The sequence below is a fragment of the Micromonospora sp. URMC 107 genome, from assembly GCF_051386315.1.
Lineage (GTDB): Bacteria > Actinomycetota > Actinomycetes > Mycobacteriales > Micromonosporaceae > Micromonospora.
The window spans coordinates 1-22,459 of record NZ_JBPQTK010000063.1; the positions used below are offsets into that span (position 1 = coordinate 1).

The 22,459-nt window shown below is 74.1% G+C and carries 22 protein-coding genes and 1 rRNA gene; 14 read left to right on the forward strand and 9 right to left on the reverse strand.

Annotation, left to right across the window (positions count from 1 at the left end):
- Positions 1-75 (forward strand): 5S ribosomal RNA (gene rrf / locus ACSNN9_RS16160); the annotation flags it as partial.
- 80 nt (positions 76-155) lie between these two features.
- Here rrf and ACSNN9_RS16165 read toward each other — a convergent pair.
- Positions 156-1,232 carry a spore photoproduct lyase family protein gene (locus ACSNN9_RS16165; RefSeq protein WP_436674030.1) on the reverse strand — a complete coding sequence of 359 codons (1,077 nt, stop codon included), beginning with the start codon at positions 1,230-1,232 and terminating at the stop codon, positions 156-158.
- An 85-nt stretch (positions 1,233-1,317) separates the two neighbouring features.
- Between ACSNN9_RS16165 and ACSNN9_RS16170 the strand changes: the two genes are divergently transcribed.
- Positions 1,318-2,067 (forward strand): DNA-formamidopyrimidine glycosylase family protein, encoded by a 750-nt coding sequence (locus ACSNN9_RS16170; RefSeq protein ID WP_436674031.1) that lies wholly within the window; start codon positions 1,318-1,320, stop codon positions 2,065-2,067.
- A 46-nt stretch (positions 2,068-2,113) separates the two neighbouring features.
- Here ACSNN9_RS16170 and ACSNN9_RS16175 read toward each other — a convergent pair whose 3' ends face one another.
- The 3 genes from ACSNN9_RS16175 to ACSNN9_RS16185 are packed head-to-tail and all read right to left on the reverse strand — an operon-like array spanning position 2,114 to position 3,496.
- Positions 2,114-2,404, reverse strand: coding sequence for a BON domain-containing protein (locus tag ACSNN9_RS16175; RefSeq protein ID WP_436674032.1), 291 nt, complete (start codon positions 2,402-2,404; stop codon positions 2,114-2,116).
- 58 nt (positions 2,405-2,462) lie between these two features.
- Positions 2,463-3,128, reverse strand: a complete 666-nt coding sequence (locus ACSNN9_RS16180) for an STAS domain-containing protein (RefSeq protein ID WP_436674034.1) — start codon at positions 3,126-3,128, stop codon at positions 2,463-2,465.
- Entirely contained in the window at positions 3,125-3,496 is a 372-nt protein-coding gene (locus ACSNN9_RS16185) for a GlsB/YeaQ/YmgE family stress response membrane protein (protein ID WP_436674036.1), read from the reverse strand. The genes ACSNN9_RS16180 and ACSNN9_RS16185 overlap by 4 nt, the downstream gene beginning before the upstream one ends.
- Before the next feature lie 174 nt (positions 3,497-3,670).
- On the opposite strand from ACSNN9_RS16185, the gene ACSNN9_RS16190 reads away from it, so the two are divergent.
- The 3 genes from ACSNN9_RS16190 to ACSNN9_RS16200 all read left to right on the forward strand — a co-directional run bounded on the left by ACSNN9_RS16190 (position 3,671) and on the right by ACSNN9_RS16200 (position 6,407).
- Complete coding sequence (locus ACSNN9_RS16190; protein WP_436674037.1) at positions 3,671-4,345, forward strand: response regulator transcription factor; 675 nt, start codon at positions 3,671-3,673, stop codon at positions 4,343-4,345.
- Entirely contained in the window at positions 4,342-5,700 is a 1,359-nt protein-coding gene (locus ACSNN9_RS16195) for a sensor histidine kinase (protein WP_436674039.1), read from the forward strand. The genes ACSNN9_RS16190 and ACSNN9_RS16195 overlap by 4 nt, the downstream gene beginning before the upstream one ends.
- Positions 5,701-5,870: 170 nt before the next feature.
- A complete protein-coding gene (locus ACSNN9_RS16200; protein WP_436674073.1) occupies positions 5,871-6,407 on the forward strand; it encodes a GerMN domain-containing protein in 537 nt (178 codons plus the stop codon).
- An 81-nt stretch (positions 6,408-6,488) separates the two neighbouring features.
- On the opposite strand, the gene ACSNN9_RS16205 is transcribed toward ACSNN9_RS16200, so the two are convergent.
- Positions 6,489-7,652, reverse strand: a complete 1,164-nt coding sequence (locus ACSNN9_RS16205) for an FUSC family protein (protein ID WP_436674040.1) — start codon at positions 7,650-7,652, stop codon at positions 6,489-6,491.
- A gap of 301 nt (positions 7,653-7,953) precedes the next feature.
- On the opposite strand from ACSNN9_RS16205, the gene ACSNN9_RS16210 reads away from it, so the two are divergent.
- Positions 7,954-12,459 carry a HAMP domain-containing protein gene (locus ACSNN9_RS16210; protein ID WP_436674075.1) on the forward strand — a complete coding sequence of 1,502 codons (4,506 nt, stop codon included), beginning with the start codon at positions 7,954-7,956 and terminating at the stop codon, positions 12,457-12,459.
- Positions 12,460-12,573: 114 nt separating this feature from the next.
- On the opposite strand, the gene ACSNN9_RS16215 is transcribed toward ACSNN9_RS16210, so the two are convergent.
- The 4 genes from ACSNN9_RS16215 to ACSNN9_RS16230 all read right to left on the reverse strand — a co-directional run bounded on the left by ACSNN9_RS16215 (position 12,574) and on the right by ACSNN9_RS16230 (position 16,097).
- Positions 12,574-13,140: a GNAT family N-acetyltransferase gene (locus ACSNN9_RS16215; protein WP_436674042.1), complete on the reverse strand. Its 567-nt coding sequence runs from the start codon at positions 13,138-13,140 to the stop codon at positions 12,574-12,576.
- A 100-nt stretch (positions 13,141-13,240) separates the two neighbouring features.
- Positions 13,241-14,074: an ABC transporter ATP-binding protein gene (locus tag ACSNN9_RS16220; RefSeq protein ID WP_436674044.1), complete on the reverse strand. Its 834-nt coding sequence runs from the start codon at positions 14,072-14,074 to the stop codon at positions 13,241-13,243.
- A 47-nt stretch (positions 14,075-14,121) separates the two neighbouring features.
- A complete protein-coding gene (locus tag ACSNN9_RS16225) occupies positions 14,122-15,150 on the reverse strand; it encodes a FecCD family ABC transporter permease (protein ID WP_436674046.1) in 1,029 nt (342 codons plus the stop codon).
- Positions 15,147-16,097, reverse strand: a complete 951-nt coding sequence (locus tag ACSNN9_RS16230; protein WP_436674048.1) for a FecCD family ABC transporter permease — start codon at positions 16,095-16,097, stop codon at positions 15,147-15,149. Before ACSNN9_RS16230 ends, ACSNN9_RS16225 begins: the two co-directional genes overlap by 4 nt.
- Before the next feature lie 217 nt (positions 16,098-16,314).
- Here ACSNN9_RS16230 and ACSNN9_RS16235 point away from each other — a divergent pair, with 217 nt between their 5' ends.
- The 8 genes from ACSNN9_RS16235 (at position 16,315) to ACSNN9_RS16270 (ending at position 22,459) form a co-directional block, all read left to right on the forward strand.
- The gene (locus tag ACSNN9_RS16235) at positions 16,315-17,352 is read left to right on the forward strand and encodes an ABC transporter substrate-binding protein (RefSeq protein WP_436674049.1); all 1,038 of its coding nucleotides are present in this window, start codon (positions 16,315-16,317) and stop codon (positions 17,350-17,352) included.
- Positions 17,349-18,194, forward strand: coding sequence for a siderophore-interacting protein (locus tag ACSNN9_RS16240; protein WP_436674051.1), 846 nt, complete (start codon positions 17,349-17,351; stop codon positions 18,192-18,194). Before ACSNN9_RS16235 ends, ACSNN9_RS16240 begins: the two co-directional genes overlap by 4 nt.
- Before the next feature lie 60 nt (positions 18,195-18,254).
- Positions 18,255-18,539 carry an NUDIX domain-containing protein gene (locus ACSNN9_RS16245; protein ID WP_436674052.1) on the forward strand — a complete coding sequence of 95 codons (285 nt, stop codon included), beginning with the start codon at positions 18,255-18,257 and terminating at the stop codon, positions 18,537-18,539.
- A 33-nt stretch (positions 18,540-18,572) separates the two neighbouring features.
- Positions 18,573-19,271 (forward strand): alpha/beta fold hydrolase, encoded by a 699-nt coding sequence (locus ACSNN9_RS16250; RefSeq protein WP_436674053.1) that lies wholly within the window; start codon positions 18,573-18,575, stop codon positions 19,269-19,271.
- A gap of 172 nt (positions 19,272-19,443) precedes the next feature.
- Positions 19,444-19,824 carry a YciI family protein gene (locus tag ACSNN9_RS16255; protein ID WP_436674054.1) on the forward strand — a complete coding sequence of 127 codons (381 nt, stop codon included), beginning with the start codon at positions 19,444-19,446 and terminating at the stop codon, positions 19,822-19,824.
- A 5-nt stretch (positions 19,825-19,829) separates the two neighbouring features.
- Positions 19,830-20,216, forward strand: a complete 387-nt coding sequence (locus tag ACSNN9_RS16260) for a YciI family protein (protein WP_436674055.1) — start codon at positions 19,830-19,832, stop codon at positions 20,214-20,216.
- On the forward strand, positions 20,213-21,457 hold the full coding sequence (locus ACSNN9_RS16265; protein ID WP_436674057.1) for an RNA polymerase sigma factor: 1,245 nt from the start codon (positions 20,213-20,215) through the stop codon (positions 21,455-21,457). The genes ACSNN9_RS16260 and ACSNN9_RS16265 overlap by 4 nt, the downstream gene beginning before the upstream one ends.
- A gap of 126 nt (positions 21,458-21,583) precedes the next feature.
- The gene (locus tag ACSNN9_RS16270; protein ID WP_436674058.1) at positions 21,584-22,459 is read left to right on the forward strand and encodes an alpha/beta fold hydrolase; all 876 of its coding nucleotides are present in this window, start codon (positions 21,584-21,586) and stop codon (positions 22,457-22,459) included.

Consider the following 22,459-nt stretch of genomic DNA (forward strand, 5'->3'; position numbering starts at 1 on the left):
AACCCGGAAGCTAAGCCCTCCAGCGCCGATGGTACTGCACTCGGGAGGGTGTGGGAGAGTAGGACACCGCCGGACAATCTTTCAGTTCAGGGCCACCCTTCGGGGTGGCCCTGAACTGCGTCACGGACCCGAATAACGCCGGGAGACGGGCCGGCTCAGAACGCGTAGCGGACGCGGCAGTACGGCGCCCTCGCGGCGATCAGGTCCGTCAGCGCGGCCACGTACGCGCCCTTCTGGCCGGTGCGGTACCGCACGTTCCAGCCGCCGGTCTGCGACCGCTTCGGCTGCTGGAGCTCCGGCCGCCAGAGGACCTCCTCGGCCTTCGGGTGCCAGCCGAGGTTCACCTGGTGCAGCCGGTCGTTGTGGGTCAGGAAGATGACCTCGGCGGCGAGCTGCGCCTTGGCGCGGGGCCCGAGCGAGTCGTCGAGCTGGTCGAGCAGCTCCGCCCAGTCGTCCAGCCACCCGTCACGGACCACCACCGGGCTGAAGTTGACGTGCACCTCGTAGCCGGCCGCCACGAAGTCGTCGACGGCGGCCAGCCGCTCCGCGACCGGGGAGGTCCGGATGTCGAGCAGTTTCGCGTCCCGGGCCGGCATCAGCGAGAAGCGGATGCGGGTCCGGCCGCGGGGATCCCAGTCGAGCAGGTCGCGGTTGACGTGCTTCGTGGCGAACGTCGCCTTCGCGGTGGGCAGCTCCCGGAACAGCGTCACCAGGTCCCGTACGTTGTCGGAGATCCGGGCGTCCAGCGAGCAGTCGGAGTTCTCGCCGATGTCGTACACCCAGGCGGCCGGGTCGCACTGGTTCGGCTCGCCCTTGACTCCCTGCCGGCCCACGTGCCGTCGCAGGTAGCCGGTGATCCGGTCGATGTTGGCGAAGACCGTCACCGGGTTGCTGTAGCCCTTGCGGCGCGGCACGTAGCAGTAGGCGCAGGCCATCGCGCAGCCGTTCGCCGTGGAGGGGGCGATGAAGTCGGCCGAGCGGCCGTTCGGACGGGCGGTGAGGGACTTCTTGACCCCCAGCACCAGGGCCTCGGTCTTGATCCGCACCCACCGGGCGACGTTCGTCTCGTCCCCGTACAGCTCCGGGATGCGGGAGTGGCTCTCGACCTCGACGCGCTCCGCGTCGGGGAAGCGCTCCAACACCGCTTGTCCACGGGGCAGGGCGGCGGCCTCCGGCTCCAGGTAGATCCGTCGGATGTCGAACAGCCGCGGGTGCGGGACAACGTCGGTCACGAAAGGGGACAACTGTGGACCGATCGCCGTTGTTCCCGCGCCCCGGGGCGCGGTTTTCGCGCCCGGTCCCCGGGTACCCGCACGCATGCCCGAGGGCCACCTCATCCACCGGTACGCGCGCGACCAGCACGCCGCGCTCGCCGGGCGGGTCCTCGCCGTGTCCAGCCCGCAGGGTCGCCTGGACGTCGGCCCGTACGACGGGCGGCGGCTGCGCGCGGTGGAGGCGTACGGCAAGCACCTGCTCTACCACGTCGACGACGCGCCGGCCCTGCATGTGCACCTCGGCATGCGCGGGCTCTTCCTGCGCCACGACGGTCCGGCCGTCCCGCCCCGCAAGGGCGTCCGGCTGCGCCTGGCCCGCGCCGGCGTCGCGTACGACCTGATCGCGCCCCTCCGCTGCGAACCGCTCCCGGACGACGCGGAACGCGCGCTGCGGGCCTCGCTGGGCCCGGACCCGCTGCGCGCCGACGCCGACGGCGAGGACGCCGTGCGCCGGCTCGCCGTCGCCCGGGGCGCGGTCGGCGCGGCGCTGCTCGACCAGGCGGTGTGGGCGGGCCTCGGCAACGCCTGGCGGGCGGAGCTGCTCTTCCTCGCCGGCCTCGACCCGGACGCCCGGGCGGTCGGGCCGGCGCCGGCCCGCCGCCTGTGGGAGCTCGCCGTCCGGCACCTGGCGCTGGGCCGCGACGCCGGCCAGGTGGTCAGCGACCCGGCGGCGCCCGACGAGCGGTGGGTCTACAAGCGGCCGACCTGCCGGCGCTGCGGCGCCGGAGTGCGGGCGTGGCCGCTGGGCGGTCGCACGGCGTACGCCTGCCCGGTCGACCAGCCCGCGGTCTGACCCGTCCCGCGAGACGCGCCCTCCTGCGCCCGCGCCTCGCGCGCGGTCAGCGACGGGAGCCGGCGAGCCGCAGGGCGTTGCAGACGTCTCCGACGCCCCCGACGTCCCAGGCGATCTCGCCGGCCACCCGCCGGGCTTCCGGGCCGGCCACGACGCCCGCGAGGATGACGACGCGGTTCTGCACGGTGACCACGATCTGCTGGCGGCGGGTGGTCCAGTCGCTGCTCAACCGCTGGGCGACCAGCACCGCCAGCCGGGCGTCCTCGTCGTCGGGCGAGGGCCCCGGCGGCTCGGGACGGTACCCGCCCTCGTCCGGGTACGGCCAGGGGATGAGCATGGTGTGGCTTCCTCTCGGGTGGCTGCGGCCCCGGACACGCCCCGGGCCCGGCGTCGGGTCAGCGGGACATCGCGTCGGCCACCGCCGCCGGCGGGAGGCCGCGCGGATCCGGCCCGGCGGCGACGGCCGCCAGCTCGGCGGCGTCGCCGGCCCCGCCCGGGGACAGCCGCCGGAGCGCCTCCTGCGGGCTCGCGAAGACCGGGAACAGCCCGTCGAGCCGCATGGTGTGCAGCACGGTACGGATGAAGCGGGACGGAGCGGCCAGGCAGAGCACCACGCCGCGCTCCCGGGCGTCGCGGTGGGCTCGGACGAGCAGCCCGAGCCCGCCGGCGTCGATGAGGTGGACCCGGGTCAGGTCGACCACCACGTGTCCGCAGACGTCGACGGCCTGCCGCAGGGCGGCCCGTAGCTCGTCGGCGGTGTCGACGTCGATGTCCCCGACGGCCGTGACCACCGCGACGTCGTCGAGGTGGTCGACGCCCAGCACCCCGCCGCCCGGCTGCCCGCCCTGGGCGGTGGTGCCGCCCCCGACGCCGAGACCCGACAGGCTGCACCGGGGACAGCGGTGCGGGCCCGTGGCGAACGGGGAGCCGCTCCAGCCGTGTTCGGCCACCAGGGTCCAGACGACCTCGGCGTCGGGCAGGACGCACGCGGTGCCCGTGGTCGTGTCCCCGCAGCTGTCGCAGATCAACGTCATCAGGTGCTCGTCCGGTACGACGGTCATGGTGTCTTCCTCCACGGGAGGTCGGGCCGGGCCACGCGTCGGCCCGCGACCGGCGGCGTCTGGGCGGGGTCGAGGTCCGGCCGCGTCCCGCGCGGCGGGCCGGCGGTGCGCCGGGGACCGGCCGTGGCCGCCACGAGGGCGACGCCGAGGACGGCCGAGCCGGCCGGCACGCCGATGCTCCACGCCCCGGAGCGGTCGGTGTCGAGGCCGACGATGCGGGCCAGGATGACGCCGAGCAGCGCGGTGACGATCCCCGTCACCAGGGCGAGCCAGGCCGGCACCTCCCGGCGGCGCGGGGTCACCCGCCAGCCCACCCCGGCGACGAGGAGACCGACGGCGAGCGCGGTGAAGAGACCGGCGACGGTCATTCTGATCTCCCCTCCGGGACCGGCCGGCCGACGGCAGCCGGCCCTCGGGTCCGCTCCACCACCCTCGGTGCCGCCCGTGGCGCGGGCCACGCGGTTGTATGACAGTTGCGTGACAAAACCGTCGAACGCCGGACACGGCTGGGCGGCCGTCGTCGCCTTGGGGATGATGCCGGTATGACGGACGTGCTGGTGATCGAGGACGACGACCGGATCCGTCTGGCGTTGCTGCTCGCGCTCGAGGACGAGGGCTACCGCGTCCGGGGCGTGGCCACCGCCGAGGAGGGGCTGTCGACGCAGCGCCGGGAGCCGGCCGACACCGTGCTGGTCGACCTGATGCTGCCGGGCCTGGACGGCTTCGAGTGCATCCGGCGGCTGCGCCGCGACGACGACGTGCCGATCGTGGTGGTCAGCGCCCGCGACGACACCCACGACATCGTCGCGGCGCTGGAGGCCGGGGCCGACGACTACGTGGTCAAGCCCGTGGCGATCAAGGAACTGTCGGCGCGGCTGCGCGCCCTGCGGCGCCGGGCCCGGGCGGCGCCCGACCCGGTGCCGGTGCTCACGTTCGGGCAACTGGAGATCAGCCCGGACGCCGGGGAGGTGCGCCTGACCGGCCGGCCGGTGCCGGTCACCCGCACCGAGTTCCGGCTGCTCTGCGAGCTGGCCGAGCACGCCGGTCGGGTGCTGTCGCGCCAGCAGCTGCTGCAACGGGTCTGGGGCTACGACACCGGCGACGAGCGGCTCGTCGACGTGCACGTGGGTCGGCTGCGGCAGAAGATCGAGCAGGATCCGGGCAACCCCCGGCACCTGGTCACCCTGCGCGGCCTCGGCTACAAGCTGACCCGGTGAGACGCCTCGGACTGCGGGCCCGGGTGTCCGCCGGTTTCGCGGTCGGCGCGTTGCTGCTCTCCGCCTCGATGGCGCTGGTCTCCTACGAGCTGACCAGGCGCTCCCTGCTGGACGAGCGGGAGCGCACCGCCGTGCGGGCGGCGTACTTCGACGCGGCCGTGGTGCGTACCGGCCTGGACACGGAGGACCCCGACGTGGTGGTGGAGGTGCTGCGGTCCCTCGACACCGGCGGCCTCCGCCGGCCGCTGCTGCACCGCGGCGACGACTGGTACGCCCGCACGGCCGACGCCGGCCTGACCGCCGCCATCCCGGTCGACCTGCAACAGCTCGTCCACGCCGGGGAACCGGCCGTGCAGCGGGTGCGGGTCAACGGCCAGCCCACCCTGCTCGTCGGCCTGCCGCTGGCGCCGTCCACCAGCTACTACGAGCTGACGTCGCTGCGCGAGCTGGACCAGACCCTGCGGGTCCTGGCGCTCGCGCTGACCGCCGTGGCCATCGTCGTCGCCGGGTCCGGCGCCGCCCTGGGCTGGTACGCCACCCGACACAGCCTGCGGCCGCTGACGGCGGTGGCCGACGCCGCGCAGGAGATCGCGGCGGGCAACTTCTCCGCCCGGCTCGCGGCGACCACCGACCCTGATCTCACCCGGCTCTCCACGTCCTTCAACCACATGGTCGACCAGCTCTCCCGGCGCATCGAGCGGGACCGCCGCTTCGCCGCCGACGTCAGCCACGAGCTGCGCTCGCCGTTGCAGACCCTGTCGGCTGCGGCCAGCGTCCTGGCCCGGCGTCGGGCACACCTCGACGACCGCACCGCCACCGCCGCCGCGCTGGTGGCCGACGAGATCACCCGGTTCGAGCAACTGGTCGACGACCTCATCCAGCTCGCCCGCAGCGACCAGCCCGTCGACCGGGCGCCGGTCGACGTGGCGGCGCTGGCCCGCCGCGCCTGCCAGGCACGCGGGCTGCCGGACACGCTCGTGCGGGCCGGCCGGGACGTCGCCGCCACCTGGCTGGTCGACGAGCGCCGGGTCGAGCAGATCCTGGCCAACCTGGTCGACAACGCGCTGCGCCACGGCGGCGGGCCGGTGGCCGTGCGGCTGTCGCAGCGGGACGGAACGGGGATCGTCGAGGTCGACGACGAGGGCCCGGGCGTGCCCGCCGGGGACCGGGACACCATCTTCGACCGCTTCGTCCGTGGCCGGGCCGCGCACTCGCGTGGCGACGGCGACGGCACCGGGCTCGGGCTGGCCATCGTCGCGGAGCACGCCGCCGCGCACCGAGGGCGGGCAAGCGTGGGCGACCGCCCCGGCGGGGGCGCCCGCTTCCGCGTCGAGCTGCCCGGGGCACTGCCGTGACCCGCACGCCCGCGCCGGTGCCCGCGCCGCCCGCCGTGACCCGCACGCCCGCGTCCCCGCCGCCCGCCGGGAGCGGTCGTGCGCCCGCGAGCCCGCCGCGCGCGTCCCGCCGGCGGGCGCGGCGGCCGGGCCGGTGGCGTGCCGTCGGCGCCGCCCTCGTCGTCCTCGGGCTGCTCGGCGGGTGCGGCGTCCCGACCGAGGACACCCCGCGCGCCGTGGCGCCCCCACCCGGGCCGTTTCCCTCGCCGGGGGCGGTCGTCGCGACGCCGACCCCCACCCTGACGGCGGGGCGGACGACGGAGACCCTCTGCTTCGTACGGGACGACCGGCTGGTCCGCGTCGAGCGTCGGGTCGACGGCACGCCCACCGTCGACGCCCAGCTCCAGCACCTGCTGGTTGGCCCGACCACCGCCGAACGCGAGAGCGGCCTCACGACGGCCCTGCCCGGGGCCGTGCCGGTCGCCGCCGCCCGGCCGCGCGGCAACGAGGTCGACGTGGACCTCGGCGGGGCCGGCGACGAGACGGGCCGCAGCGACGAGGTCCTCGCCTTCGGGCAGATCGTCTGCACCCTGACCGCCCGCTCCGACGTCGACACCGTGGCCTTCTTCCGGGGCGGGGCCCCGCTGGGGGTGCCGCGCGCCGACGGGCAGCTGTCCCAGCGACCCCTCACCGCCGACGACTACGCCGGACTCGTGGCACCCCGCTGACGGGGCGACCCGTCGTGCGGACGCCCCGACGGCGGCCCGCCCGGCGCGGGCCCGCCAGCTCGGCGACGTCGTGCCGGCCGGCTACGCGCAGCCCGAGCGTCGCGACGCGGGCTGCGCGGGCACCACCCCGAGCGCCCGGTCCACCCGGTCCAGCACGGCGACGTCGTCCTGGCCGACCCCGCGCAGCAGGTCGATGGCGGTCGCCCGGATCTGACCGACGATCATCGTGACGGGCAGCGCCGGATCGGAGGCGAGCAGCCGGCCGGCGACCCGTACCGCCGTCATGGCCGCCTCGTCGGCCCGCGCCGCGTGGCGGTCGGCGTCCTCGCCGGTCAGGTCGGTCGCCACCGCCTCGCCCGCAGCGCGTACGGCGGCGGCCAGGGCGGGGACCGCGTCGCCCAGCTCCGGCGGCGTGCCGGTGCGCAGCCGGGTCAGCGTCACCCCGGCGCGGGCCAGCACCCGGACGTTGCGGACGGCGTAGTCCAGCTGCCGGGTGGTCGCCTCCACCTCCCGCACCTGCCCGACGTGCCGCCGCCGGCGGAACCGGAACCGCAGCGTCTCCCCGGTGGCCCGGACCGCCGTCCGCAGCCGGTCCACGCAGTCGTCCAACTGCCGGGCCCGCTCCAGCGCGGCCCGCGCGGCGGTCTCGTCGCACCGGGCGAGCGCGTCGTCGAGCTCGTCGAGGACCTCGGCCAGGTCGGCGAAGCTCTGCCGGGCCTCCCTCACCAGCGGGGCGAGCGGGTCGCGGGCCACCAGGAGCTGGCTCGCGGCCAACGCGACCGCGCCGCCGATCAGCGCGTCGACGAACCGGAACGGCATCAGCGTGCCGCTGGGCGCGGCGACCGCCACCAGGTACATGGCGGAGACCGCCGCCTGCACCACGAGGGTGGTGCGCGCCCCGATAGCCACCATCAGGCCGGTGGTCAGCAGCAGGACCAGGAGAACGGTGCCGGTGCCCGGGCCGAGCGCGTACACCAGCAGCTCGGCGACGAGCACGCCGGCCGCGACCCCGAGCAGGATCTCCACCGTCTGCCGGACCCGCCGCCCCCGCCCCTCGCCCAGGACGACCAGCGCGGCCGTGGGGGCGAAGAACGGGTCCGGGTGACCGATCACCCGGGCGGCGAGGATCCAGGCCACGGTCGCGGCGAGGGTCAACTCGACCACCGTCATGCCGTCGCGCCGGATCCGTTTGCCCGCGCCCCGCCACCACTGCCGCACCGTCCGCACCCCTTTCCGGTGGGGCACCCTCCACACCGGACCCGCTCGTCGGGCCGGCGTCGAGGACTGCCCCGGCGAGTCCCCCGTCGCGGTGGGACCGGTTCGAGCGTCGCCTCTACCCGCGCCGAGCCCTCGGTAACCGTGCTGGTCACCGTGGCGCGGCGGGCGTCGCGGGGCGGCGGCGGACGCGCGGGCGGCGGCCGGGCTGTGCATACTTGCGCGGTCCATGTTGTGCCGGCGGGCGGGCCCCCGGCTGTTCCGCGAGGTGGTTGTGGTGGTCGAGAAGACGGCGTCGCGGCGCAACCAGACGGCCGGTGGCACCGCGGCGATGGCCGACCCGGGGCTCCGGCAGTTGCTGGCCGGCCTCACGGCGGTGCGGGACGGCGACTTCGGCACCCGGTTGCCGGAGGACGCCGACGGCCTGCTCGGGGAGATCGCCACGGTCTTCAACGGCATGGTGGACCAGCTGTCGCTGTTCACCTCCGAGGTGACCCGGGTGGCCCGGGAGGTGGGCACGGAGGGACAGCTCGGCGGGCAGGCCGAGGTGCCCGGCGTGTCGGGCACCTGGAAGGACCTCACCGACTCGGTCAACGCCATGGCGGGCAACCTGACCGACCAGGTCCGCGACATCGCCGAGGTGGCCACGGCGGTGGCCCGGGGCGACCTGTCGCAGAAGATCACCGTCGACGTGCGCGGTGAGATCCTGGAGCTGAAGATCACGATCAACACGATGGTGGACCAGCTGTCGTCGTTCGCCGACGAGGTGACCCGGGTGGCCCGGGAGGTCGGCAGCGAGGGCCGCCTCGGCGGCCAGGCCGAGGTGCCCGGGGTGGCCGGCACCTGGCGCGACCTCACCGACTCGGTGAACTTCATGGCCGGCAACCTGACCAGCCAGGTCCGCAACATCGCCCAGGTCACCACCGCGGTGGCCCGGGGCGACCTGTCGCAGAAGATCACCGTCGACGCCCGGGGCGAGATCCTGGAGCTCAAGAGCACCATCAACACGATGGTGGACCAGCTGTCGTCGTTCGCCGACGAGGTGACCCGGGTGGCCCGCGAAGTCGGCACCGACGGGCGGCTCGGCGGTCAGGCCCAGGTCAGCGGCGTCGCCGGCACCTGGCGTGACCTCACGGACTCGGTGAACTCGATGGCGGTCAACCTCACCGACCAGGTGCGCAGCATCGCGCAGGTGGCCACGGCGGTGGCCCGGGGCGACCTGTCGCAGAAGATCACCGTCACCGCGCACGGCGAGATCCTGGAGCTGAAGAACACCATCAACACGATGGTGGACCAGCTGTCGTCGTTCGCCGACGAGGTGACCCGGGTGGCCCGGGAGGTGGGCACCGAGGGCCGCCTCGGCGGCCAGGCGGACGTCAAGGGCGTCTCCGGCACCTGGAAGGACCTCACCGAGTCGGTCAACGTCATGGCGGACAACCTCACCGCCCAGGTGCGCAGCATCGCCGAGGTGACCACCGCCGTGGCGAAGGGCGACCTGACCCAGAAGATCCGGGTCGACGCGCGCGGCGAGATCCTGGCGCTGAAGGAGACCATCAACACGATGGTCGACCAGCTCTCCGCGTTCGCCGACGAGGTGACGCGGGTGGCCCGGGAGGTGGGCACCGAGGGGCGCCTGGGCGGCCAGGCGCGGGTGTCCAACGTCGGCGGGACCTGGAAGGACCTCACCGACAACGTCAACGAGATGGCCAACAACCTCACCAACCAGGTGCGCTCGATCGCGCTGGTCGCCACCGCCGTCGCCCAGGGTGACCTGAGCCGGCAGATCACCGTGGAGGCCAAGGGCGAGGTGGCCGTGCTCGCCCAGACCATCAACACGATGGTCGGCACGCTCGGCGCCTTCGCCGACGAGGTGACGCGGGTGGCCCGGGAGGTCGGCACCGAGGGGCGCCTGGGCGGCCAGGCGCGGGTGCCCAACGTGGCCGGGACCTGGAAGGACCTCACCGACAACGTCAACTCGATGGCGAACAACCTCACCGGCCAGGTGCGCAACATCGCCCAGGTCACCACCGCGGTGGCCCAGGGCGACCTGACCAAGAAGATCGACGTCGACGCGCGCGGCGAGATCCTGGAGCTGAAGACCACCATCAACACGATGGTGGACCAGCTGTCGTCGTTCGCGGCCGAGGTGACCCGGGTGGCCCGGGAGGTCGGCAGCGAGGGCCGCCTCGGCGGCCAGGCCGAGGTCGAGGGCGTCTCCGGCACCTGGAAGCGGCTCACCGAGAACGTCAACGAGCTGGCCGGGAACCTCACCCGCCAGGTGCGCGCCATCGCCGAGGTGACCAGCGCCGTGGCCACCGGCGACCTGACCCGCTCCATCACCGTGGACGCCCCGGGCGAGGTCGGCGAGCTGAAGGACAACATCAACTCGATGGTGGAGTCGCTGCGCGAGACCACCCGGACCAACCAGGAACAGGACTGGCTCAAGACCAACCTGGCCCGCATCGCCGGGCTGATGCAGGGCCACCGCGACCTGGACGTGGTCGCCGGCCTGGTGATGAACGAGCTGGCCCCGCTGGTCTCCGCGCAGCTCGGCACGTTCCTGCTGGTCGACGACGGCCCGGGCGGGACGGGCCTGCGGGTGGTCGGCGGGTACGGGCACGACACCTCCGGCCGCCGCTACGCCCTCGGCGAGTCCCTCGTCGGGCAGGCCGCGGTGAGCAAGCGGGCCATCGTGGTGGACGCCGTGCCGGCCGACTACGTCACCGTCTCCTCCAGCCTCGGCGCCGCCGCCCCGCTGCACCTGGTGGTGCTGCCGATCCTCTTCGAGGACCAGGTGCTCGGCGTCATCGAGCTGGCCAGCATGAGTCGCTTCACGGAGGTGCAGCGCGACTTCCTCGACCAGCTGACCGAGACCATCGGCGTCAACGTCAACACCATCGTCGCCAACGCCCGCACCGACGTGCTGCTCACCGAGTCGCAGCGCCTCGCCGCGGAGTTGCGGGCCCGTTCGGAGGAGTTGCAGGCCCGCTCCGAGGAACTCCAGCGCTCCAACGCCGAACTGGAGGACAAGGCGGCCCTGCTGGCCCGGCAGAACCACGACATCGAGACGAAGAACTCCGAGATCGAGCAGGCCCGGCAGGAGCTGGAGGCCCGCGCCCAGCAGCTCGCGCTGGCCTCCAAGTACAAGTCCGAGTTCCTCGCCAACATGAGCCACGAGCTGCGTACGCCGCTGAACTCGCTGCTCATCCTCGCCCAGCTGCTCGCGCAGAACCCGAACCGCAACCTGACCGCCAAGCAGGTGGAGTACGCGACGGTCATCCACTCGGCCGGCACCGACCTGCTCCAGCTCATCAACGACATCCTCGACCTGTCCAAGGTGGAGGCCGGGAAGATGGACATCAACCCGGAGACCTTCGAGCTGGCCGCGCTGCGCGACTACGTCGACGCCACCTTCCGTCCGCTGACCACCCCCCGGGGCCTGGAGCTGGAGATCAGCACCGGGCCGGGCGTGCCGACGGAGCTGCACACCGACGAGCAGCGGCTGCGGCAGGTGCTGCGCAACCTGGTCTCCAACGCGGTCAAGTTCACCGAGAAGGGGCGGGTGCGGCTGCGGATCGAGCGGGCCGCGCCGGGAGAGCTGCCCGAAGGGCTCGCCCAGACGGACACCGTCCTCGCGTTCCGGGTGATCGACACCGGCATCGGCATCGCCGAGCAGCACCTGACCGCCATCTTCGACGCCTTCCAGCAGGCCGACGGCACGACCAGCCGACGGTACGGGGGCACGGGCCTCGGGCTGTCCATCAGCCGGGAGATCGCCCACCTGCTCGGCGGCCGGATCCGGGCGCACAGCGTGCTCGGCCAGGGCAGCACGTTCACCCTCTACCTGCCCGTCGGGCCGGTGCCCGCCGGTGCCGGCGACGGGGCGGCCACGGAGGACCGCCCGACCGGCCCGTTCCCGGCCTCCGGTCGTGCCGGCACGCTGCCCTGGGTGCCGCCGGCCACGCTGCCGCCGGCCGTGACCCTCCAGCCCGGCGAGGTCCGGCGGATGCTGGTGCTGGAGCGCCACGACAAGGGGCTGCTGACGCTGCTCGCCCAGGGCGTCGCGGCGGACCTGGGCGACGCGCACCCGCCGGTGGAGATCTCCACCGCGGTGGACGTGGCCTCGGCGCTGGAGGCGCTCGCCGGTGGGCGGCACCACGTTCTGGTGCTCCAGCTCGACCTGCCCGACGAGGGCGGCACGGCCCTGTTGAAGGCGCTGCACGACGACCCCGCGCTGCGCGGGGTGCCCGTGCTGGCGTACCACGGCCACCCGTTGCCGTCCGGCGCGCAGGCCCTGTTGCAGGCGCTGGCCCACGAGCGGCCGCTGGAGGTCCTGCGCAGCCTGGACGACCTGCGCGAACGGATCGCCCTGCACCTCACGGCGGTGACCCCGGAGCGGGTGCTGCCGTTCGCGCCGGTGGTGCCCGACGTCCGGTCCGCCGTCGACGCCCTGCCGGACGACCTGGCCGGCCGCAAGGTGCTGGTGGTGGACGACGACGCGCGCAACGTCTTCGCGCTGACCAACATCCTGGAGCTGCACGGACTCGACGTGGTCTACGCGGAGAACGGCCGGCAGGGCATCGAGACGCTGATGCGCCACGACGACATCGACCTCGTGCTGATGGACGTGATGATGCCGGAGATGGACGGCTACGCCGCGACGGCGGCGATCCGCGCCATGCCCCGCTACGCCGACCTGCCGATCATCGCGGTGACCGCGAAGGCGATGCACGGCGACCGGGAGAAGAGCATCTCCTCCGGCGCCAGCGACTACGTCACGAAGCCGGTCGACGCCGCCGACCTGTTGCAGTGCATCCACCGCTGGCTGCATGGCTGAGGCGCCCCCGGGCGGCGGGGCTCCCCGCGCTCCCCGGACGGGCGACCGCCCGGGGAGCGCGGGTCGCGACGCCAGCCACCCGCGGTGCCGCGCGGGACCCGTGGGCCGTCCCGGTCAGGGGCGGCCCGCCTCGAACGTCTCCCGGTCGAGGAAGAGCAGCCGGGCCCGCTTGCCGTTCACGTCGACCAGTGGGCCGGCGACGAAGCCGGTGCGCAGGAGCCGGTTCACCGCCTTGTCGTTGCGCGCGTCCGGCTCCATCACGACGCGCCGGTGCCGCGGGTCGGCGAAGACGAAGTCGAGGAACACGCGCAACAGGGTGCCGGTGAAGCCCCGCTCGACCGCGCCGGGCGGGCCGATCAGCAGGTGGGCCCCGTGGTCGCCGGGCTGGACCGGGTAGCACTCGCCGACCGGGTCGGCGGTCGGCTCGTAGGTCTGGAACAGGGCGACCGGCGTGCCGTCGCGGTGGGTCAGCCAGGCGTGGTGGGTGGGGAGCGAGTCCAGGTAGCGGTAGATCTCCTCGACCCGGTCCCGGCCGGCGTCGCGCATGCCCCAGAACCGGGCGCGTTCCTGGCTGACCCAGGAGTGGATCAGGTCGATGTCGGTGTCGGGGTCGACGGGGCGGATGGTCACCCGGCCGAAGCCGTCGACGTCCTGGCGGTAGGTGCTGGCGAGATCACGCATCGTGTGCCACCGTACGATGATTCCGGTCGATGCGCGAGTACGTCGGCTCGCGGCGCGCCGCCGGCCGGCCGGTGCCGCGGGCCGGCGGCGCCCACGCCCGTCACCCGCCGGTGGCCGCGACCGCCGGGGTGCTCGCGGCGGCCCCGGCCCGGCGGCGGGCGGCGGGGACCACCAGGGGGGTGCCGCTCTCCGGGTCCTCGATCACGCGGCACGGCAGCCGGAAGACCTCCTCGACCAGCTCGGCGGTGACCACCTCCCGGGGCGGGCCGGCCGCGACCACCTCCCCCTCGCGCATCGCGATCAGGTGCGTCGCGTAGCGGGCGGCGTGGTTGAGGTCGTGCAGCACCGCCACCAGCGTGCGGCCCTGCTCCTCGTGCAGCCGGGCGCAGAGGTCGAGGATCTCGATCTGGTGGGCGATGTCCAGGTAGGTGGTCGGCTCGTCGAGCAGCAGCAGGGGGGTCTGCTGGGCCAGCGCCATCGCGATCCACACCCGCTGCCGCTGCCCGCCGGAGAGTTCGTCGATGGTGCGGTCGGCGAGGTCGGCGACCCCGGTGGCGGCCATCGACTCGGTGACCACCCGCTCGTCCTCGCGCGACCACTGCCGCAGCAGCCCCTGGTGCGGGTACCGGCCGCGGGCGACGAGTTCGGCGACGCCGATGCCGTCCGGCGCGACGGACGTCTGCGGCAGCAGGCCGAGGGTGCGCGCCACGTTCCGCGCCGGCAGCCGGTGGATGTTCTCGCCGTCGAGCAGCACCGCCCCGGCGGCCGGCTTCAGCAGCCGGGACAGGGCCCGCAGCAGCGTGGACTTGCCGCAGGCGTTGGGGCCGATGATGACCGTGAAGGACCGGTCGGGCACGGTGACGCTCAGCTCCCGCGCGACGGTCCGCCGCTCGTAGGCGAGGGTCATCGCGGTGCCGCTCAGCCGGGACTGCATGCTCGGTGCTCCGTTCTCGTCGTGGGCGGCCCGCCGGCCTCGCCCGCTCACAGCCGGCCGGCCCGGCGCTCGGTGGCCAGCAGCCAGATCAGGTAGGCGCCGCCGAGCACGCCGGTCACCACGCCGACCGGCAGCTGGTGCCCGGGGAAGACCCGCAGCGCGAGCTGGTCGGCCGCGACCAGCAGGACCGCCCCGACCGCCGCCGAGGGCAGCAGGTTCGGCCCCGGCGCCCGGGTCAGCCGCCGCGCGAGGTGCGGCGCGGTGAGGGCCACGAAGTTCACCGGCCCGGCGGCGGCCGCCGCGAGGGAGACCAGCAGGACGGCCGCCGCCAGCACGACCAGGCGCAGCCGCTCCACGCGTACGCCGAGCGCGGCGGCGGTGTCGTCGCCCATCTCGACCAGCCGCATCGCCGGCCCGTACCCGGCCAGCATGAGGGGCACCAGCACCGCCAGCGCGACCAGCAGCGGCAGCGCGTTCGACCAGCCGCGCCCGTCGAGGCTGCCGGTGAGCCAGAGCACGGCGCGGGCGGCGTCCATCAGCGGGGCCCGGGTGAGCAGCCAGCCGTTGACCCCGGTGAGGATCGCCATGGTGCCGATGCCGACCAGGATCAGCCGGTACCCGTGCACGCCGCGCCGCCAGGACAGCGCGTAGACCAGCGCGCCGGTGACCAGCCCGCCGGCCACCGCCGACGAGGCCAGCGCCACACTGCTGCCGCCGACCACCACCACGACGAGCGCCCCGGTCGCCGCGCCCTGGGTGAAGCCGAGCATGTCGGGGCTGCCCAGCGGGTTGCGGACCAGCGACTGGAAGACGGCGCCGGCCAACGCCAGCGCGGCGCCGACGCAGAGCGCGGTGACCACTCGGGGCAGCCGCAGCTCGGTGACGATGAACTCCTCGGCCGGGGTGCCCCGGCCGGTGAGGGCGCGCAGCACGTCGGCGGGGCTCATCGGGTAGTCGCCGCTGCCGATGGCGAGCACGCTGAGCCCCAAGGCCAGCAGCACGCAGGTGACGCCGACGGCGATGGCGCGGGGGCGCAGCCGCAGGGACAGGTTGCCGGGGGTGCGGAGGGTGATCACGGGTGGGCCACCTGCCCGCGCCGTACCAGCCAGAGGAAGAGCGGCCCGCCCGCCACGGCGGTCACGAGCCCGACCTGGAGCTCGCCGGGGCGGCTGAGCACCCGCCCCAGCACGTCGGCGCCGAGCAGCAGCACCGGGGCCAGCACCGCGCAGTACGGCAGCAGCCAGCGCAGGTCCGGCCCGGTGAGCGCGCGGACCAGGTGCGGCACGAGCAGCCCGACGAAGACGATCGGCCCGCAGGCGGCGGTGGCGGCCCCGCAGAGGAGGGTGACCGCCGCGATGACCGCGCCCCGGACCAGGGCAGGGCGGGCGCCGAGCGCGCGCGCCGCGTCGTCGCCGAGCGCCAGCGCGTTGAGCGGGCGCGCGACGAGCAGGGCGACCAGCAGGCCCGCCGCCATGAACGGCGCGACCGTGCGGACGGCCGACGGTTCGGCGGCGGCCAGCGAGCCGACCGTCCAGAACCGCAGCCGTTCCAGCGACGCGGAGTCCACCAGCATGACCGCGCTGACGTACGAGTAGAGGGTGGCGTTGAGCGCCGCGCCGGCCAGCGCCAGCCGGGCGGGGGTGGCCCCGCGCCCGCCGCCGACGGCGTACACGGCGGCGGTCACGACCGCCGCGCCGAGCAGCGCGAACCACACCTGGCCACCGACGCCGCCGATGCCGAACAGGAGCGCCCCGCTGGCCACCGCCGCCGAGGCGCCGGCGTTGATGCCGAGCAGTCCGGGGTCGGCGAGCGGGTTGCGGGTCAGCGCCTGCATCACCGCGCCGGCGACGCCGAGCGCCGCCCCGGCGAGCAGGCCGAGCAGCGTCCGCGGCAGCCGCATCCGGTGCACGACGGCGTACTCGGCGGCATCGCGGTCCAGCAGGCCCTGCCACACGTCGGTGAGGGGGAGCTGTTTGGCGCCCACGGCGATGCTGAGCACGGCGACGGCCGCGAGCAGCAGCACCGACGCCGCGAGGCCGGCGGCCCGCCGCGCGGCCCGGCCGGGCCGGCGTACGGCGGGCGGCGCCGGCGCGTTGCCGAGGCGTGGGGAGAGGGTGGCGGACAGTGTGGGCTCCGATGTGGTGCGGAATTCCGAACGGGACTTGACAGCGGTTTAGGTTAGGTTAACCTAACCCCGCTGTCCATGGTCATTCGCCCGACCCCGATCGAAAGACACCGCCATGCCGCATCCCGTGTCCGCCCGCCGCCTCTCCCGCCGGGGCCTGCTCGCCGCTGGTGGCGCCGCCACCCTGGCGGCCCTGCTCGCCGGCTGCGGCGGGGACGAGGACTCCACCGCCCCCGCCGCCAACAGCTCCGGCGGGCCGTGGTCGTTCACCGACGACCGCAACGAGAAGGTGAGCGCCGACGCCCGCCCGACCCGGGTGGTCGCCTTCACGGGGGTTGCCGCCGCGCTGGTGGACTTCGGGCTCGACAAGCAGATCGTCGGGGTGTTCGGCGAGACGAAGCGCGCCGACGGCAGCAAGGACCCGCAGGCCGGCGACCTCGACGTGGAGTCCGTGGAGATCCTCGGCAACGTCTGGGGCGAGTTCAACCTGGAGAAGTACGCGGCCCTGCGGCCCGAACTGCTCGTCACCCACATGTACGACCCGGGCGCCCTCTGGTACGTGCCGGACGAGAGCAAGGCCAAGATCCTCCCGCTCGCCCCCAGCGTCGTGGTCACCACCGCCCGGGTGCCGATGACCAAGCCGATCGAGCGGTACGCGCAGCTCGCCGAGTCCCTCGGCGCCGACCTGTCCGCGAAGAAGGTCACCGACGCCAAGGCCCGCTTCGAGGCCGCCGCCGAGTCCGTCCGCCAGGCGGTCAAGGCGAACCCGGGCATCAAGGTGCTCGCCTGCTCCGGCAGCCCCGACCTGTTCTACGCCTCCAACCCCAAGGTCAGCACCGACCTGATGTACTTCGCCGAGCTGGGCGTCGACATCGTCGTCCCCACCAAGCTGGAGGCCGGCGACTACTTCGAGGCGCTGAGCTGGGAGAACGCGGGCAAGTTCCCGGCCGACCTGCTCCTGCTCGACAACCGCAACACCGCCCTGCAGCCCAAGGACCTGGCCGCCAAGCCCACCTGGCAGCAGCTGCCGGCCGTGAAGGCCAACCAGATCGCCGCGTGGGACGCGGTGCCCCGCTTCTCGTACGCCGGGGCCGCGCCGCTGCTGGAGAACCTGGCCACCGCCATCAAGGGCGCGAAGAAGGTGACCTCGTGACCACCGCCGTCGCCGTCCAGTACCGCCTCTTCGCCGCGCAGGTCGTCGGCGCCCGCCGCGTCGGCGCCTCCCTGGTCCGGGTCACCTTCGGCGGGCCGGAGCTGGTCGACTTCGCCGGCGGCGGCCGGGACCAGAGCGTCTCGCTGTTCCTGCCGCACCCCGGCCAGCCCGAGCCGGTGCTCCCCGCCGGGGCGGAGGAGGACTGGTTCGGCGCCTACCGGGCCATGGACCCCGACGTGCGCGCGGTGATGCGCTCGTACACCATCCGGGAGCAGCGCCCCGAGCTGGCCGAGGTGGACATCGACTTCGTCAGCCACGGCGACACCGGCCCCGCCTCCCGCTGGGCCCGGCACGCCCTGCCGGGCGACCGGGTGGTGCTGCTCGGCCCGGCCGTGCACGACAACCGCAGCGTCTGCTTCCGCCCCCCGGTCGGCACGGACTCCGTCCTGCTGGTGGCCGACGAGACCGGGCTGCCCGCCGCCGCCGGCATCCTGGCCTGGCTGCCGGCCGACACCCCGGTGCGGGCCTGGATCGAGGTTCCCGACGCGGGGGACATCCAGGAGCTGCCCACCGAGGCGCGGGCCGAGGTGCGCTGGATCGTGCGCGGTGGCACCGCCCCCGGCAGCACCCTGCTGGCCGACGCGGTGCGCGCCGCCCGGCTGCCGGGCGGCAGCCCGTACGCCTGGATCGCCGGCGAGTCCTCGATGGTGCGCTCGGTGCGCCGGCACCTCGTCGGCGAGCGCGGCCTGGACCGCCGCCACGTCACCTTCTCCGGCTACTGGCGCCGGGGCGCCTCGGAGGAGGACCTGCGCGCCGAGGCCGCCGTCAAGGCCGCCGTCTGACCGCCGCGCGCCGGGTCCCTACCCGCCGGGGCGGGACCCGGCGCGGTAGGCGGCGGGAGAGTGCGTTCCCGTCCAGGGTGCCGCCATGGTCGCCCGAATTCCGATCTCAGTCGCCGCACTTGTGCGCGACGGCGTGTCAGTGACCCCACCCTCGACATGCACGCGTTCCTCGTCACGCGCTGGGAAGGGGAACCCGCCAACGCCGCGCCCGAGGAGCACGACGACCTTCGCTGGTTCCGGCCCAGCGATCTCGCAGACCTGAAGCTGGCCCACCCGGCCAGCCTGCCGAGCATCCTGAGCGCCGTCCAGGTCGGCGATGTCCGACCCGCACCCCGAGGGGCGTGAGGGGACGGCTGTCGTTGGGTAGCGTTCGCGGACATGGAGTCGCGGGTGGTGCACGTGGGAGCGACGGCGTTGCACGTGGGGGTGACGGGCCACGGCCCTGACGTCGTCGTCCTGACCGGTGGTCCCGGCTGTGTGCAGTATCTGGAGCGAGACGAGATCGCGCCGCGTGACCACCGCGCCTGGTACCCCGAACCGCGCGGCGTCGGTCGCTCGGGCGGCGGTCCCCACACCATGGAAGAAGCGATCACCGATCTCGAGCGCATCCGCGAAGCGGTCGGTGTCACCACCTGGATCGTGGTGGGCCATTCGTGGGGCTGTGATCTCGCCGTGCGCTACGCGGTGGAACATCCGGAGGCCGTGGCCGCGGTGGTCGGAATCGCTGGTAGGGGGCCCCAGCGTGACCGCACGTGGTCCGAGGCGTACCAAGCCGGTAAGGCCGCGGAGCCCGTCGTCGACATCGACTGGGTGCCCGAAGTACATGCGGCCCTCAGCGACTCGTTCACCGATTGGATCCATCGACCTCAGCTGTGGAGCGGACTGGCTGCCTGCGGCGTACCGATGCATCTCATCGCCGCCGGTGACGACATCCGCCCGTCATGGCCCCTGGCGCAGATCGCCGCGCTCGTCCCACGTGGAAGGTTCTCCACCGTGCCTGACGTGTCGCATGACTTCTGGTTCACCCACCCCGAGGTGTGGACCCGGACCATCACGGACGCCTGCGCCGCTTCGTGACGTCCGCTTTCCGGACCGGCGGACGCTGGCGGCGGCCAGGACCAGCTCGATCTTCGGCGTTGGTGTCGTATCAGGGCGCGGTCGTTCGTGGAACCAGTGTGCGGCGGTCGGCTGGGCCGTCGGACACGAGGAGTCGGGCAAGGCCCCCGTCCGGGGACTGAGAGGAGACGACATGACGGAGTACCTGATCACCTTCAACGACGAGTGGGTGCCCCCACACACGGCGGAGGAGATTCGCGAGAAGGGCGTGGCCGGCCGGGCCGTGATCGCGGACATGCAGGCCGAGGGTGTCCTGATCTTCAGCAACGGCGGACTCGACCGGTCCACCGCGGTGTGCAGCGTCGAAGCGGTCGACGGCAAGCCCGTCTTCACCGACGGCCCGTACGTCGAGACCAAGGAACACCTCGGCGGCTTCGCCGTCGTGGACGTGCCCGACGACGAGGCGGCGCGATACTGGGCCGGCAGGCTCGCGACCGCGCTCGACTGGCCGCAGGAGGTGCACCGGTTCCGAGGTCCGGGGGAGGCGCGGCGTAACGGCTCCGGGGAGAGGTGAGCGCGGTGCCCAGATACCTGCTGTCCGTCTACGGGCCGGCCGAGCACACCGAGTTCGGCGCCCATCCCTCCCGGGAGGCCATGCTGCGGGCGTTCGCCGACACCGGCGCCTTCAACGAGAGGCTCCAGCGGGACGGTCACCTCGTCTTCGCCGACGGCCTGGCGCCCGCGACGACCGCCACCACCGTCGACGGGCAGGGCGAGAGGCCGGCCTTCACCGACGGGCCCTACCTGGAGACGAAGGAGCACCTCGGGGGCTTCTGGGTCATCGAGGCGGCCGACCTCGACGTGGCCCTGGCGCTTGCGGCCGAGGGGTCGAGAGCGTGCCGTGGCACGGTCGAGGTGCGTCCCTTCCGGACCGAGGAGTCGGTCCGAGCGCTGCTGGCGCCGTGACCGGTCCCACCGTCGAGCAGGCGATCACCCGTGTCCATCACGAGGAGTGGGCGCGGGTGGTCGCCGGCCTCGCGCGCCGTTTCGGCGACCTCGACGTCGCCGAGGAGGCGACGGCCGAGGCGTTCGTGGCGGCCGCGGAGCGGTGGCCGCGCGAGGGCGTACCGTCCAGTCCCGGCGGTTGGCTCGCCACCACCGCGACCCGCAAGGCGATCGACCGGCTCCGTCGCGAGTCACAGCGCGACGCCAAACACCAGGCGGCCCTGATGGTGTACGACGACACCCCTGCCGAGCCGACCGGCCCGGTCGAGGACGACCGGCTCAGACTGATCTTCACCTGCTGCCACCCCGCGCTCGCGCTGGAGGCCCGGGTGGCGCTCACCCTGCGCCTGCTCGGCGGCCTCACCGTCCCCGAGATCGCCCGCGCCTTCCTGGTGCGGGAGACCACCATGGCGCAGCGGATCACGCGCGCCAAGGCAAAGATCAAGGCGGCACACATTCCCTACCGGGTGCCCTCGGCCGACGACATCCGCGAGCGGCTCGCCGGCGTGCTCGCGGTCGTCTACCTCGTCTTCAACGAGGGCTACCTCGCCAGCGAGGGGGACGACCCGGTGCGCGTGGACCTCACCGACGAGGCGATCCGCCTCGGCCGCCTGCTCCGGACCCTCCTCCCGGACGACGGCGAGGTGGCCGGCCTGCTCGCCCTGATGCTCCTCACCGACGCCCGGCGGCCGGCGCGCGTGTCCCGCACCGGGGAGTTGGTGACCCTCGACGAGCAGGACCGCGGCGCGTGGGACCGCACCCTCATCGCCGAGGGCAACGCCCTGGTCCGCGAGCGGGTCGAGGCGGTGGCGACCGGCGGTGACCCACCCGGGCGCTACCAGTTGCAGGCCGCGATCAACGTGGTCCACACGGATGCGCCGTCCGCCCGGGACACCGACTGGTCCACCATCGTCGCCCTCTACGGCCGCCTGGTGCTGCTCGACCCCTCACCGATCGTGCGGCTCAACCGGGCGGTCGCGGTCGCCGAGGCCGACGGCCCCGGGGTCGGGCTCGCCGAGATCGACCGGCTCGCCGAGGTCCTCGACGGCTACCACGCCTTCCACGCCGCGCGCGCCGACCTGCTGCGGCGACTCGGGCGCGGCGGCGAGTCGCGGGCGGCGTACGACCGGGCCATCGGTCTCGCCGGCAACACCGCGGAGCGGGCCTACCTCGCCCGTCGCCGCGACCAGCTCGCCGGCTGACCGTGGGGCCAGCCCCTGCGGCACCGTTCGCGGCAGAACCGGACGCGGGTGTCGAGGATGCCGGCGGCTACGGGTTCGGTCCGGCACGATGGGCTGGTGAGCGAGTTACGTCGGTAGGAGGAGGCAGTGCAGGCCATCCAGAAGGTCCGCCATCGACAGGCCGACGCCAACGGCCTGAGGGTGTTCTTCCGCGAGGCCGGGCGCCCGGGGCAGCCGACGGTGCTGCTGCTGCACGGCTTCCCCAGCTCGTCGCACACGTTCCGCGAGGTCATGCCCACACTCGCCGACGTCGCGTACGTGATCGCGCCCGACCTGCCCGGCTTCGGCATGTCGTCGTCGCCGTCCGTCGACAGCTACGACTACACGTTCGAGAACCTCTCCCGGACGGTCGAGAACCTGCTCGACCAGCTCGGGATCGAGCGCTTCTTCGTCTACCTGCACGACTTCGGCGCGCCGGTGGGATACCACCTGGCCACCCGCGCACCGACTCGCATCCGTGGGCTGATCGTCCAGAGCGGCAACGCGCACGACGACGGCCTCGGCGGGCAGTGGGACAGCGCCAGGGCCTACTGGGCCGACCCGACCGAGGACAGGCGCGCCGACCTGCCGGACTGGTTGAACTTCGCCGGCGCCCGGGACCAGTACCTGGCCGGGCTGCCCGAACGCCTGCGTACCCTGCACGCTCCCGAGTCGTGGCACCTCGACTGGGAGCGCATGAGCCGACCCGGCAACATCGACGCGCAGTTCGCGCTCTTCACCGACTACGCCAACCACGTCGCCCGCTTCGACGAACTCGCCGAATACCACCGCGCCCACCAGCCGCCAGCGCTCGTGCTGTGGGGGCGGCACGACCCGTACTTCGACGTCGACGAGGTCCTCGCCTACCACCGCGCCCTCGAGCGCATGGACGCGCACATCTACGACGGCGGGCACCTCCTGTTGGAGACGCACGCGGCTGAGTGCGCCGAGCTCATGCGGGTGTTCGTGCGCGACAACGCGTGA